General features: G+C 68.9%; 12 protein-coding genes. 6 read left to right on the top strand and 6 right to left on the bottom strand.

The features are described from left to right. Positions 1-16: 16 nt before the first annotated feature. On the bottom strand, positions 17-493 hold the full coding sequence (locus ACFWHT_RS11100) for an adenylyltransferase/cytidyltransferase family protein (protein ID WP_378828415.1): 477 nt from the start codon (positions 491-493) through the stop codon (positions 17-19). A 70-nt stretch (positions 494-563) separates the two neighbouring features. On the opposite strand from ACFWHT_RS11100, the gene ACFWHT_RS11095 reads away from it, so the two are divergent. From ACFWHT_RS11095 to ACFWHT_RS11080, 4 genes are all read left to right on the top strand, one after another. Then, positions 564-1865 carry a glycosyl hydrolase gene (locus tag ACFWHT_RS11095; protein ID WP_378828413.1) on the top strand — a complete coding sequence of 434 codons (1302 nt, stop codon included), beginning with the start codon at positions 564-566 and terminating at the stop codon, positions 1863-1865. Between the two features lie 73 nt (positions 1866-1938). Next, on the top strand, positions 1939-4929 hold the full coding sequence (locus ACFWHT_RS11090; RefSeq protein ID WP_378828410.1) for an alpha-mannosidase: 2991 nt from the start codon (positions 1939-1941) through the stop codon (positions 4927-4929). 397 nt (positions 4930-5326) lie between these two features. Then, positions 5327-5662 carry a transposase gene (locus tag ACFWHT_RS11085; protein ID WP_378829475.1) on the top strand — a complete coding sequence of 112 codons (336 nt, stop codon included), beginning with the start codon at positions 5327-5329 and terminating at the stop codon, positions 5660-5662. Continuing rightward, the gene (locus ACFWHT_RS11080; RefSeq protein ID WP_378828408.1) at positions 5659-6528 is read left to right on the top strand and encodes an IS3 family transposase; all 870 of its coding nucleotides are present in this window, start codon (positions 5659-5661) and stop codon (positions 6526-6528) included. The genes ACFWHT_RS11085 and ACFWHT_RS11080 overlap by 4 nt, the downstream gene beginning before the upstream one ends. Positions 6529-6608: 80 nt before the next feature. Here the strand turns inward: ACFWHT_RS11080 and ACFWHT_RS11075 are convergent, their stop codons facing one another. Next, positions 6609-7994, bottom strand: a complete 1386-nt coding sequence (locus ACFWHT_RS11075; protein ID WP_378828407.1) for a glycine--tRNA ligase — start codon at positions 7992-7994, stop codon at positions 6609-6611. Between the two features lie 172 nt (positions 7995-8166). On the opposite strand from ACFWHT_RS11075, the gene ACFWHT_RS11070 reads away from it, so the two are divergent. Next, complete coding sequence (locus ACFWHT_RS11070; RefSeq protein WP_378828405.1) at positions 8167-8580, top strand: VOC family protein; 414 nt, start codon at positions 8167-8169, stop codon at positions 8578-8580. A 27-nt stretch (positions 8581-8607) separates the two neighbouring features. Here the strand turns inward: ACFWHT_RS11070 and ACFWHT_RS11065 are convergent, their stop codons facing one another. Continuing rightward, positions 8608-9297, bottom strand: coding sequence for a GNAT family N-acetyltransferase (locus ACFWHT_RS11065; protein ID WP_378828403.1), 690 nt, complete (start codon positions 9295-9297; stop codon positions 8608-8610). A gap of 25 nt (positions 9298-9322) precedes the next feature. Next, the gene (locus ACFWHT_RS11060) at positions 9323-9964 is read right to left on the bottom strand and encodes a hypothetical protein (RefSeq protein ID WP_378828401.1); all 642 of its coding nucleotides are present in this window, start codon (positions 9962-9964) and stop codon (positions 9323-9325) included. Positions 9965-10016: 52 nt separating this feature from the next. Here ACFWHT_RS11060 and ACFWHT_RS11055 point away from each other — a divergent pair, with 52 nt between their 5' ends. After that, positions 10017-11480: a peptide MFS transporter gene (locus tag ACFWHT_RS11055; protein WP_378828399.1), complete on the top strand. Its 1464-nt coding sequence runs from the start codon at positions 10017-10019 to the stop codon at positions 11478-11480. Between the two features lie 26 nt (positions 11481-11506). Here ACFWHT_RS11055 and ACFWHT_RS11050 read toward each other — a convergent pair whose 3' ends face one another. Next, complete coding sequence (locus ACFWHT_RS11050; protein ID WP_378828397.1) at positions 11507-11902, bottom strand: hypothetical protein; 396 nt, start codon at positions 11900-11902, stop codon at positions 11507-11509. Between the two features lie 17 nt (positions 11903-11919). Then, on the bottom strand, positions 11920-12879 hold the full coding sequence (locus ACFWHT_RS11045; protein WP_378828394.1) for a serine hydrolase: 960 nt from the start codon (positions 12877-12879) through the stop codon (positions 11920-11922). Positions 12880-13002 lie beyond the last annotated feature (123 nt).

The following is a 13002-nucleotide window of genomic DNA, read 5'->3' as shown; positions in this document are numbered from 1 at the left end:
CCCCCGCTGTCGAAGATCAGACCCGTGCGTTGCGCTCTGCCTCTTTGGCGGCGACGATCTTGCGCAGCCCGGAGCTGGAGAAGCGGTGGTTGCGGCTGTTGAAGTACAGCTCGATGCCGGCCTGCTCGCAGTACGAGCGGCCAGTGAAGTCACGGTTCTCGTACTCGTCGCCGACGATGCGCACGTCGAGCTTGAAGGAGCGCAGGATGTCTTCGAGGTCCTGCTCGGTGGAGTACGGCACGATCTCGTCGACGTACTCGCAGCCGCGCAGCTGGATGTAGCGCTCCACGACGGTCTGCGTCGGGGCGTTCTTCTCCGGACGGTCGAGCGTCGGGTCCATCTGCAGGCCGCAGATCAGGTAGTCGCACTGGCGCTTGGCCTCGGCGAGCATCATGATGTGGCCGGCGTGCAGCAGGTCGAAGGTCGAGAAGGTGATGCCCACTCGAGGACCCGGGTTGTAGTCCTGGTGCTTCTTCGTCGTCTCGTCCGTCATCGTGTCTCCCCTTGGACATCCGTCATGCACACGGGGAAAGTCTAGTCGGGGGTCGCAGTAGCCTCAGAGGATGCCTGCATCCCCCGCATCCGCTGCGCCCCTCCGCTTCGGCGCGAACTACACTCCCTCGAAGAACTGGATGCACTCCTGGCTGTCTCTGGACCTCGATGACGTGCGGCGCGACTTCGCGGGTTTGGCCGAGCTCGGGCTCGATCATGTGCGCATCTTCCCCCTGTGGACGGTCCTGCAGCCGAACCGCACGCTGATCCGCGACGAGGCGGTCGCCGACGTGCGCGCTGTGGTCGATGTGGCCGCGGAGTTCGGGTTGGACGCCGGGGTGGACGTCATCCAGGGTCACTTGTCGAGCTTCGACTTCGTCCCGTCGTGGCTGTTCACCTGGCACGACAAGAACATGTTCACGCACCCGGACGCGCTCAGCGGCCAGGTCGCCCTGGTGGAGCGGCTCGGCGAAGCGCTTCGCGACGCCGGAAACTTCCTCGGCTTCACCCTGGGCAACGAGACCAACCAGTTCTCGGCCCAGACTCACCCGCATCCGTGGCCGGTGACCGAGACCGAGGCTGCGAACTGGATCACCACGCTGCTCGACGCCGCCGAGCGCACCGCACCGGGCCTCGATCACGTGCACAGCGAGTACGACGCGGCCTGGTACATGGACGGGCACGGCTTCACGCCGGCTCTGGCCTCGAGGCTCGGGACGATGACGACCGTGCACTCCTGGATCTTCAACGGCACGGCGCAGCGCTATGGCGGGCGCTCGGCGGCATCCGATCGCCATGCCGAGTACATGATCGAACTCTCCCGGGCATTCGCCGACGACCCGCGGCGGCCGATCTGGCTGCAGGAGGTCGGTGCCCCGTCCAACTGCCTGACGCCCGACGAGATGCCGGGCTTCCTCGAGGCGACGGTGCGCTCGGCCGCCCGCACCGAGAACCTCTGGGGCGTCACGTGGTGGTGCTCGCACGACGTGAGCCGCTCTCTGGCCGACTACCCGGAGCTGGAGTACTCGCTGGGCCTGATCGAGAACGGCGGCGCGACCAAGCCGATCGGCCGGCGCTTCGCCGAGATCATCCCCGAGCTTCGCGCGCGCGCCGTCGCACCCCGCCGGGCGCTCGGCATCGTCGTCGAGGTCGATGAGCACGATGTGCCCGTCAGCCGGGCCGCGATGAGCCCGGGTGGCGCGATCTTCCAGGCCTGGGTGGACGCCTGCGAGTCGGGGATCGACGCGGCCTTCGTCACGTCGGCGGATGCCGCGGATGCCGCGAAGCCGGCCGCGCGCGGCATCACCGAACTGGTGCGCCGCGACCTGTCGACCGGTGTCGGCGTCTACTCGTCGAACAACACGGTCGTCTGAGGGCGCACCGCCGGCCGCGCATCCTGCTGACCGTGCCGGATGCCGCACCGCCGGCCGCGCATAGACTCGCACCGTGCACGAAGAGACCTCCCTCACCGTCGGCCGCGTGAACCGCGTGCTCACCGAGCGCGTGCGCCCCGCGATCCATTCCTCCCGGGTGCCGCTCGAGATCGCCGCGCACCAGCTGCCCGGCGAGCCGATCGCCCCGGCCGAGGGACTCGCGCTGGAGTTCGCGCCGTTCACCGCCGGCAGCATGTGGGGACCCGCCTGGAGCACCACCTGGTTCCGCGTGCGCGGGTCGGTTCCTGCGGAGTGGTCCGGCCGCCGGATCGAAGCGCTGATCGACCTGGGCTTCGACGTCAACATGACCGGTTTCCAGTGCGAGGCGCTCGCCTACCGTCCCGACGGCACGCCGCTGAAGAGCATCAACCCGCGCAACCAGTGGGTGGCGGTCGAAGCCGAACCCGACGGTGCCGTCGAGTTCTATCTGGAGGGCGCCGCCAACCCGGTGCTGCTGGACTACCACCCGTTCCTGCCGACGCAGGAGGGAGACGTCCAGACCTCCTCCCCCGAGCCGCTGTACCGTGTGCGGCACATGGACCTCGCCGTCTTCGAGCCGGAAGTGTTCGAGCTTTCTCTCGACCTCGAGGTGCTGATCGAGCTGCAGGCCGAGCTGCCCGAGACCAGCCCGCGCCGCATGCGCATCCTGCAGGCCCTCGACGACGCGCTCGATGTGCTCGACCTGCAGCACATCGTCGAGACGGCGCCGGATGCCCGCGCCCGGCTGGCCGACGTGCTCGCCTCACCGGCGGATGCCAGTGCGCACCGCATCGCCGCGATCGGTCACGCGCACATCGACTCGGCGTGGCTCTGGCCGGTGCGCGAGACCATCCGCAAGGTCGCCCGCACCACCTCGTCGATGACGACGCTGATCGACGAGCAGCCCGACTTCCTCTACGGCATGTCCAGTGCGCAGCAGTACGCCTGGATCAAGGAGCACCGCCCCGAGGTGTTCGCCCGCGTGAAGGACGCGGTCGAGGCCGGCCGCTTCCTGCCGCTGGGCGGCATGTGGGTGGAGTCCGACACGGTCATGCCCACGGGCGAGTCGCTGGTGCGCCAGTTCTCGCACGGCCAGCGCTTCTTCGAGTGCGAGTTCGGCATCCGCTCCAAAGGCGTGTGGCTGCCCGACAGCTTCGGCTACTCCCCCGCCCTTCCCCAGCTGATGCGCCGGGCCGGGTTCGAGTGGTTCTTCACGCAGAAGATCTCGTGGAACCAGCGCAACGTCTTCCCTCATCACTCGTTCCTGTGGGAGGGCATCGACGGCTCGCGGATGTTCACGCACTTCCCGCCGATGGACACCTACAACTCGCAGTTGAGCGGCTCGGAGGTCGCGAAGGCCAGCCGGCAGTTCAAGGAGAACCGGGTCGCCACGATGTCGATCGCCCCGGTCGGCTGGGGCGACGGCGGCGGCGGGACCACGCGCGAGATGACCGGGAAGGCTGCCCGCATCGCCGACCTCGAGGGCTCGGCGAAGGTGGAGTGGAAGCATCCGGATGCCTTCTTCGCCGATGCCAGGGCCGAGCTGACCGACCCTGCGGTGTGGGTCGGCGAGCTGTACCTCGAGCTGCACCGCGGCACGCTCACCAGCCAGCACGCCACCAAGGCGCTGCACCGCTGGGCGGAGCAGGCGCTGATCGAGGCCGAGCTGTGGGCCGCGACCGCGACCGTGCAGCTCGGTGCCGAGTACCCGCACGACGAGCTCGACCGGCTGTGGCAGACCGTGCTGCTGCACGAGTTCCACGACATCCTGCCCGGCACCTCGATCGCCTGGGTGCACCGCGAGGCCGTCGAGGCGCTCACGGAGGTGCTGTCGGATGCCGAGGACCTGTCGGTCGTGGCACGCAGGGCGCTCGCGGGCGAGGGCGAGCGCGAGCTCGTCTTCACGCCGACCTCCGTGGGCGGAGGACGCGCGCTCGGCGCCGTCGAAGCCGTGGGGTCGGACGCATCCGTCACGCTCACGGAGGAGAACGGAGGGCACCGTCTCGAGAACGACCTCGTCTCGGTGCTGATCTCGGCGGACGGATTGATCGTGTCGGCGGTGGATCGGGCATCCGGTCGCGACGCGATCCCGCCCGGCAAGCCGGCCAACCTCTTCCAGCTACACCAGGACTTCCCGAACATGTGGGACGCGTGGGACATCGACCGGTACTACCGGAACCGGGTCGGGGACCTGACGGCCGCGACGGCTGTCACGGCGTCGCTCATCGGCGGCACGGCCGTCGTGACGGTCGAGCGTGAGTTCTCGCAGTCGCGCCTGACCCAGACGATCATCCTCGCTCCGGAAGCGCGCACGGTGCTGCTGCGCAACGAGATCGACTGGCACGAGACCGAGAAGCTGCTCAAGCTCGCCTTCCCGCTGGACGTCTTCGCCCGGGAGACCCTCGCCGAGACGCAGTTCGGCTTCCAACGCCGGGTCACGCACGTGAACACCAGCTGGGAGGCCGCGAAGTTCGAGACCTCGATGCATCGCTTCGTGCTCGCGCAGGAGGACGACGGCTTCGGCGTCGCCCTCGTGAACGACTCCATCTACGGCTACGACACCTCGCGCGACGTGGACGGCGACGATGCGACGACGACGATCCGGCTGTCGTTGCTGCGCGCTCCGCGCTTCCCCGACCCCGAGACCGACCACGGCCATCACGAGATCGAGGTGGGCCTGGTGATCGGTGCGGATGCCGCCGTCGCGACCGCTGAGGGCATCCGCCTGAATGCCCTGCCGACCGTCGTGCGCGGCGCGAACGAGGTGGAACCGCTGGTGACGGTGACCGGCACCGGCATCGTCGTCTCGTCGGTGAAGCTGGCCGACGACCGCTCGGGCGACGTGATCGTGCGCGTCTACGAGTCGCTGGGCCGCCGCACGACGGGCTCGGTATCGGTCGGGTTCGAGCACACCGGCATCCGCGAAGTGAGCCTGATCGAGGACGAGCTGGAGTCGCCGCGCACCGGCGGCGACCTCGCGCTCAAGCCGTTCGAGGTGCGCACGCTGCGCATCGCGCGGGGCTGAGGCTCGCCGGAGGGCCGCCGCAGACAGAAGATTCGACAGGCACCTCGGCCGCAGGCTCGTGACCGCACACACTTGCGAAACGTGAAGGATGCGCGCTTCTTTCGACCCGAATGGGCGGCAAGAGCGCGGATTTCCTTGCAAGGCTGAGGGAAAGACACCCCCGAGCGCAAGGAAGCCCCTCATGGAGAACCACGACGACGACCTCTTCGACAGCGACGCGCTGCTGCACATCGGCCGCCCCTACTGGTTCGACCGACACCCCTCGCAGGCCGAGGGCGAGGACTTCTGACCTGACGATCCACACCTGAATCGGCCTGGTGACAGGAGAAAAGCCGAGAACAGGACAGTTTTCGACTGGGGTGCTCCTGGTTTGGTGGAGTCTTGTCCTGTGGATGAGATGAGTGATAGTCAACGAGAGCGGTCGCCGGTCGTGCGGCAGCGGTTCACGCTTGCGGAGCGGGCGGAGGCGGTGCGGATCGTGCGGTCGTCGAAGGGGCGAACGATTCGGGAGATCGCGGCTCAGCTGGGCATCAACGACAAGACGTTGAACCAGTGGGTGGTTGCCGCGCGCAATGCCGAGATCGATCCGGAAGGGTCGATGTCGGATGCCGCGAAGCGGCGGATCCGGGAGTTGGAGAAGGAAGTCGCTCGGCTGGAGAAGGATCTCGAGTTCGAGAAAAAAGCGCGGGCCTTCGCCCAGCAGATCTCACTGCGTCGGAGAAGTTCGACGTGATTGATGGGTTGAAGGCCGACTTCGGGATCAAGTACCTGTGTGGCAAGCTCGCCGTCAGCGAGTCCGGGTATCACGCTCGACGATCACGTCCGCTCTCGGACAGGCATCGGTGGCGGTGGGAGCTGACCGCGCGAGTGCTGGGCGCGTTCGTCGCGTCGGGGCGCGCGGATGGGTATCGCAAGATCGCTGCGACGTTGACCGCGGACGGGTTCAGAATCAATCCGAAGACCGTGTTGCGGGTGATGCGGGATCTGGGCATCATGCCGCTGGCCGCGCGCGCCGCGTATCGCAAGGCCGCAGCACGAGCGCGTCGATCTCCAGACCCGGATGACCTGCTTGAGCGGCGCTTTCAGGAGAGCATCGAGCCGGGGACCGTGCTCGTCGGAGACATCACGTATGTCGCGACCAGTGAGGGGTGGCTGTATCTGGCGACCGTCATCGACCTCGCCACCCGGATGGTGCTCGGCTGGGCCACGAGCAAACGACAAACCGCTGAACTGGTCGTGACAGCGATGAACAGAGCCCGTGCCAGCGGGCACGTCCGCGCCGGCACGATCTTCCATTCCGACCACGGCACCCAGTACCGGTCGAAGCGATTCGCGTCGTTCTGCGCCCGCCACAGCATCCGCCGATCGATGGGCAAGAACTTCCAATGCTGGGACAACGCCATCGCGGAATCGTTCTTCTCGAAGATCAAGAACGAACGACTCCGCTGGCTGCGCCTGACCAGCCGCCGGCACGCGACCCGGGAGATCAGCAACTACATCCGCTACTTCAACACCCGCCGCCGACACCAGGCACTCGGCTACGCCACACCCGCCGAGACCATGCAACAACTCACCCAACCCGCCGCAACCGCGGCCTGACAGGAAGGAGCAGGGACCAACTCCACGACACGCGGAGCAGCCCAGACGTCTTCGTCCTGTTCTGGACGATCCTCATGTTCTCAGGCGCCGCGCAGGCGCTCGGCCAGGTAGGACTGCAGGTCCGCCAGCGGCACGCGCTCCTGCGCCATGGTGTCGCGGTCGCGCACCGTCACGGCGTCGTCATCGAGCGAGTCGAAGTCGACGGTGACGCAGAACGGCGTGCCGATCTCGTCCTGGCGGCGGTAACGGCGGCCGATCGCGCCCGCGTCGTCGAAGTCGACCGTCCAGCGGCCGCGCAGGGTGTCGGCCACCTCGCGCGCCAGCGGCGAGAGGCGCTCGTTGCGCGACAGCGGCAGCACGGCGATCTTCACCGGCGCGAGGCGCGGGTCGAGCTTGAGCACGGTGCGGACGTCGGTGCCGCCCTTCGCGTTCGGCACCTCCTCCTCGACGTACGCGTCGACGAGGAAGGCCATCATCGACCGGGTCAGCCCGAAGGACGGCTCGATCACGTACGGGGTGTAGCGTTCGCCGGATGCCTGGTCGAAGTAGGTCAGGCTCTGGCCCGACGCCTCGGTGTGGCTGGACAGGTCGTAGTCGGTGCGGTTGGCGACGCCCATGAGCTCGCCCCACTCCTTGCCCGGGAAACCGAAGCGGTACTCGACGTCGATGGTCCCTGCGGAGTAGTGCGCGCGCTCGTGCTCGGGAACGTCGAACTGGCGCATGTTCTCGGGGTTCACACCCAGGTCGATGAACCAGTTCCAGCACGCCTCGACCCAGTGCTCGAACCACTCCTGCGCCTCGGCCGGGGGCACGAAGTACTCGATCTCCATCTGCTCGAACTCGCGGGTGCGGAAGATGAAGTTGCCCGGCGTGATCTCGTTGCGGAACGCCTTGCCGACCTGGCCGATGCCGAACGGCGGCTTCTTGCGCGATGCGGTGAGCACGTTCGAGAAGTTCACGAAAATGCCCTGCGCGGTCTCGGGGCGCAGGAAGTGCAGGCCCGACTCGTCGTCCACGACGCCGAGGTACGTCTTCACCAGGCCCGAGAACGCCTTCGGCTCGGTGTACTGGCCCTTGTTGCCGCAGTTGGGGCAGGGGATGTCGGCCAGCTCGTTCTCGGCCTTGCGACCCTTGCGCGCCTCGAAGTCCTCGATGAGGTTGTCGGCGCGGAAGCGCTTGTGGCAGCTCAGGCACTCCACCAGCGGGTCGGTGAAGGTGGCGACGTGACCGGATGCCTCCCACACGCGCTTGGGGAGGATGATCGACGAGTCCAGACCCACCATGTCGCCGCGGCCGCGCACGAAGGTCTGCCACCACTGCCGGCGGATGTTCTCCTTCAGCTCGGTGCCGAGGGGGCCGTAGTCCCAGGCCGAACGCGAACCGCCGTAGATCTCACCCGCTTGGAAGACGAACCCGCGATGGCGGGCGAGGGCGATGACCTTGTCAAGACGGGACTGTTCGGCCACGGTGGCTCCAATGGTCGCATGCTGCGGGAGAAAGCCCGGGATCACGGGCATGTTCGATCTTACCGTCGCGCCGCAGCCGCAACCGGTCCTCTCCCGCCGGTCGAGAGCACGGGATCTCGCCGAAAGACGGATGACGGAACGGACGTCGGATGCCTCTGCCAGGGTGGTGCGCATGGAACAGCGCCTGAGCCTCATCACCCTCGCCGTCGCCGACGTCACCCGCAGCCGTGCCTTCTATGTGGACGGGCTGGGCTGGCATCCGATGTTCGAGTCCGAGGAGGTGCTGATGCTGCCCGTCGCCGATCGGGTGATCCTCTCGCTGTGGAGCGCGGAAGGCTTCGCCGCGGAGATCGGCGAGGCTCCGGCATCCGGCGTCGCCCCGATCACCCTCTCGCACAACCTCGCGACCGAAGCGGAGGTGGATGCCGTGCTCGCCGAGGCCGAGGCGCTGGGCGCGACGGTGTCGAGAGCGACCCGTCGCGAGTGGGGCGGATACTCCGGCTACTTCGCCGATCCCGACGGGTTCCGCTGGGAGATCGCGGTCAATCCCGGCGACACCGGGGCGTTCGTGCTGCCGCCCGCCTGACGGGGAGGGCTGCGAAAGGGACGCGGGCTATGCGGTGAAGAGGTAGCCGCGGGACGTGTCGAAGCCGGCCAGGCGCAGGCCACGACCGAGCAGCTCCTCCATCTCACCGCGCAGGCGCAGACGCCACTCGTGCGCGGCATCCGGATCCGAGACGCGCATCGCCTCGACGTCGCCGGGGATCTCGAGCGTCGCGACCACGGCGTCGGATGCCGGCGGCCGGGCGATGTCGGCCAACGCCCACTCGACGTCGAGACGGTCGCTCTCATCGCCGGCGTCACCGCCGCCGAAGATGCCGTAGCGGTTCACCGAGTAGCCCGTCGCCCGCGCGCCGAGGACGGTCAGGAAGAAGTGCGCGTTGCGCGCGACCAGCGGATCGTAGGTCCAGGTGATGCGACCGACCTCTCGCGAGAACGCCCACTGGCGCTGGTGCTCCTTGAGCTCACGGCCCCAGCCGCGACCCCGGTACTCCGGGAGCAGCGCCGTGATGTGCGAGTGCATCGCCCGGCGGGCGGGTTCGCCGAAGAAGGCGATCGAGGCGCCGATCATCCGCTCCTCGCCGCCGTCGCCGTCGAACAGACCGACCACGTAGTTCCCCGACTGCTGCAGCGCGCGAAGCGTGCCGGCGTCGATGACCCGCTCGGGCCCGCGGATGGAATCCAGCAGGCTCTGCGCGTCGATGATGAGTTCTACGGTGTCGAGATCGCGGATGGTTCGCACCCTGACAGTCTGCCCCTCGACGCGCTCAGGACGAAACGCGGTCACGGTCTCCGCGCGACGGGAACGCCTCGCCGCCGCCCGCGGCCAGCGCGTTCGCGACGATCTCGAGGTACTCCTGCATCATCGCCTCGGGCATCGCCGGCATGCTCTGCTCCCAGTACGGCAGGATTGCGCCGCGACCCTGCATCATGCCTGCCGGGCGCGCGTACGCCCACAGGTGCAGGTGCGCAGAACCGTCGTTCCATCGCGAGAAGTGGCAACGCGCCACCGCGGGGATCGCCTTCGCCGCCTCCGACACCCGCTGCAGTACCGGTCCGAGACCTGCCAGCACTTCAATCGGGGCGTCTTCGAGCTTGACGTGGCGGCGGGGCGAGATCGCGCCGATGAAGGGCAGTCCGCTGGGGCCCTGCATGCCGCCGCTCACCCGCCACTCGTCGTCCTCCCAGATCGTGAACTCGGATGGCTTGCAGTGGTGGCATGTCGACGGGTCGAGCTCGCCGCCACGCGGCTTCTCGGGCACGAGCATCGGCTCCAGCGGCAGGAGTTCGAACGCCGCGATGCTCGGCACTGGCCCACTGCGCGGCACGCCGCTCGTGTCGAGGGTCTGCCCGATCGGCGCCCAGCGGTGCCAGTCGGTGTCGGCGGGGTGCTGTTCGTACTCGCTCATGCGCCCATCGAACCATGCGCACCACAGAACGGCCGGAGCGTACGCTTGTCGGATGACCTCGGACACCTCGGAATCGGCACGGGCCGAGCACGGCTTCTTCGGCCAGCCCCGGGCGCTCGCGAACCTCTTCGGCGTCGAGATGTGGGAGCGCTTCAGCTTCTACGGCATGCAGGGCATCCTGCTCATCTACCTGTACTTCAGCGTCACAGAGGGCGGCCTCGGCCTGCCCGAAGCTCTGGCCGGCGGCATCGTGGGCGCCTACGGCGGCTCGGTGTACCTCTCCACGATCCTCGGCGCGTGGATCGCCGATCGGCTGCTCGGATCGGAGCGGGTGCTGTTCTTCAGCGCGATCGTGATCGTCGCGGGACACGCCGCCCTCGCTCTGCTGCCCGGTTTCGTCGGCGTCGGCATCGGCCTGGTGCTGATCGCGCTCGGCTCCGGCGGCCTGAAGGCCAACGCCACCGCCGTGGTCGGCACGCTCTACTCCGAGACGGACACGCGGCGCGACGCGGGATTCTCGCTGTTCTACCTGGGCATCAATCTCGGGTCGTTCTTCGGCCCGCTGCTGACCGGCTGGCTGCAGTCCACCGTCGGCTTCCACTGGGGTTTCGGGCTCGCGGCGATCGGCATGACGGCGGGGCTCATCCAGTACGGCTTCGGCCGGCGCAGCCTGCCCGCGGCGGCATCCGCCGTACCCAACCCGCTGCCTCGGAACCGGTACCCGATGACGATCGGAATCGCCGTCGCCGCGGTCGCGGTCATCGTCGTGCTCACGCTCGTCGGCGTCGTTCGCGCCGACAACCTGTCGGGCATCGTCATCGTCTGCGCGCTGGCCGCGACGATCTCGTACTTCGCCGTGATCCTCTCCAGCCGCCATGTCGATGCCACCGAGCGTTCCCGCGTCTGGGCGTTCGTGCCGCTGTTCATCACGAGCGTGGCGTTCTGGTCGCTGTACCAGCAGCAGTTCACCGTGCTCACCGTCTACTCGGACAAGCGCCTGGACCGGCATCTGTTCGGGTGGGAGATGCCCGTGTCCTGGGTGCAGTCGATCAACCCGGTGTTCATCATCGTCCTCTCCGGCGTCTTCGCGGCGATCTGGACGAAGCTCGGCCGACGCCAGCCCTCGACGCCGGCGAAGTTCGCCCTCGGCACGATGCTGATGGGCGGCGCGTTCCTGTTGTTCCTGCCGTTCGCCGGCGGCGGCCCGGGCTCGACGCCGCTGCTGGCCATCGTCGGCATCCTGTTCGTCTTCACCGTGGCCGAGCTGCTGCTCTCGCCGATCGGCCTGTCCGCCGCGACGAAGCTCGCGCCGGCGCGGTTCACCACGCAGATGGTCGCGCTGTTCTTCCTCTCGATCTCGCTGGGCACGGCGATCTCGGGGTGGCTCGTGCAGTTCTACGACCCGGCGGACGAGGTTGCGTACTTCGCCGTGCTCGGCGGCATCGCGATCGTCGTGGGGCTCGGACTGGCCCTGTCGGTCAGACCGGTGCTGAAGCTGATGCGCGGGGTCGCCTGAGCGCTCCCGCAGCCGAGCCGAGCGCCTCAGAGGGTGCGGCCGTCGGGATCGCCCGGACGGGCCTCGCGCAGCCGGGCGGGCGCCGGCCACGGCAGCGTGAAGCGCTCGGCGGGCGGACGCTGCATGTCGCCGAAGTCGTCGGCCTTCACGACGATGCGTCCCGCGGTCGCTCCCTCGGACGGCGTCACCTCGACGAAGCGCACGCGCAGGGGCGTGGGCGCCTCGTCTTCCAGCATCCACACGTCCGCGAGCCACGCCAGCCCGACCGCTTCGAGGGCGGCCTCGGCGTCGAGCCAGTCGACGGCGCCGGATGCTGTGCGCCCGAGCACGTCGATCGCGACCCAGCCCTCGCCGTCGGGCCGGATCCAGCCGAGCAGTTCGCCGTCGTCTCGACGATGCGGGGTCCAGTCGGAGGGGAGCATGCCTCGACGCTACCGGGTCAGTGCGTGTACTCCATGAGGTCGGTGCCCAGCACCCGGAACGCGTCGTGCGCGCGCAGCCGGTGGCTGATCGACAGGTCGTCGAAGCAGACGGTCAACGCGTAGGCGACCCCGGCGCGGGGACCGGCGAGCACCCCCGCCTCGGCGCGCACCCCGCGATCGCGGCCCGTCTTGTTGATGAAGAGCAGTCCGTGCGCGTCGTGCTCGTGCGCGAAGGGATCCAGGCCGGTCGCGGACGCCACCAGGCTGAGGTCGTGATTGAGGCTGAGCCATTCGGCCACGTGCGCGCTGACCCCGGCGTCGACGACGCGGGAGTTGACGAGGTCGGCGAACAGCCGCGCGAACTCGCGGGTCGTGCCCAGCGCGACGTGCGGGGCGTCGTCGGGACCGCGCTTGTCACGGAAGTGGTCGAGCACCGCGCTGCGCGGCATCCCGAGCGCCACCATGCGGGCGCGGACCTGCTCGTGCCCGAGCGCGTCGAGCAGGGCGTTGGCGGCGTTCGGATCGCCCGTCGCGGCCGCGAGCACGGCGAGGTCGATCATCGGCAGCGCGGGCGCGCGCAGATTGCGCCAGAGGCCGGAGCCGGCGACGAGGTCGTCCTCCGAGCGGTCGACGATGCGAAGCGGATCGAGCGCGCCGGCCTCGAGCGCCGCGGCCGTCTCGACGAGAACGGGCACGAACCCGAGGCCCGCGATCGGCAACGGCACGTGATCGTCGCCGGCGAGCACGACGCGCGACGAGTCGAGATCGGTCACGTGCACCGAGACCTGGGCGCCCGTCTGCGCGAGCTCTTCCAGCGCCCGCAGCGTCGAGCTGAAGGAGCGGCGGCCCACGGCAGCGCGGCGTGGGGCTCGCCGGCTGCTGCGCTGCGACCGGCGCAGGGCGGTGGCGACGCCGTCCGCGGACGCGGAGGACGCGCCGTCGGACGGCTCGGGGACCTGAGCGGAGTGCGAGCTCACGCGGGTTTCCTCACGGGATGGGGGATTCGGCGGTGTCCGGATGCATGCACGGGGGCTCGCGCATCCGACCGTCCCGGATATCGTAACCCCGCCGCCTCACCGCGAGGACGGCGGGGTCGAAGC

It is taken from the genome of Microbacterium sp. NPDC058342 (assembly GCF_042723935.1).
GTDB lineage: Bacteria > Actinomycetota > Actinomycetes > Actinomycetales > Microbacteriaceae > Microbacterium.
Note: the sequence above shows the minus strand (reverse complement) of the source record. Positions and strands in the feature narration are given on the sequence as shown.

Excerpts from the sequence above, each read along its gene's own strand:
- ACFWHT_RS11100 (WP_378828415.1), bottom strand. The coding sequence starts at position 493 with ATGACGGACGAGACGACGAAGAAGCACCAGGACTACAACCCGGGTCCT.
- ACFWHT_RS11095 (WP_378828413.1), top strand. The coding sequence starts at position 564 with ATGCCTGCATCCCCCGCATCCGCTGCGCCCCTCCGCTTCGGCGCGAAC.
- ACFWHT_RS11085 (WP_378829475.1), top strand. The coding sequence starts at position 5,327 with ATGAGTGATAGTCAACGAGAGCGGTCGCCGGTCGTGCGGCAGCGGTTC.
- ACFWHT_RS11070 (WP_378828405.1), top strand. The coding sequence starts at position 8,167 with ATGGAACAGCGCCTGAGCCTCATCACCCTCGCCGTCGCCGACGTCACC.
- ACFWHT_RS11060 (WP_378828401.1), bottom strand. The coding sequence starts at position 9,964 with ATGAGCGAGTACGAACAGCACCCCGCCGACACCGACTGGCACCGCTGG.
- ACFWHT_RS11055 (WP_378828399.1), top strand. The coding sequence starts at position 10,017 with ATGACCTCGGACACCTCGGAATCGGCACGGGCCGAGCACGGCTTCTTC.
- ACFWHT_RS11050 (WP_378828397.1), bottom strand. The coding sequence starts at position 11,902 with ATGCTCCCCTCCGACTGGACCCCGCATCGTCGAGACGACGGCGAACTG.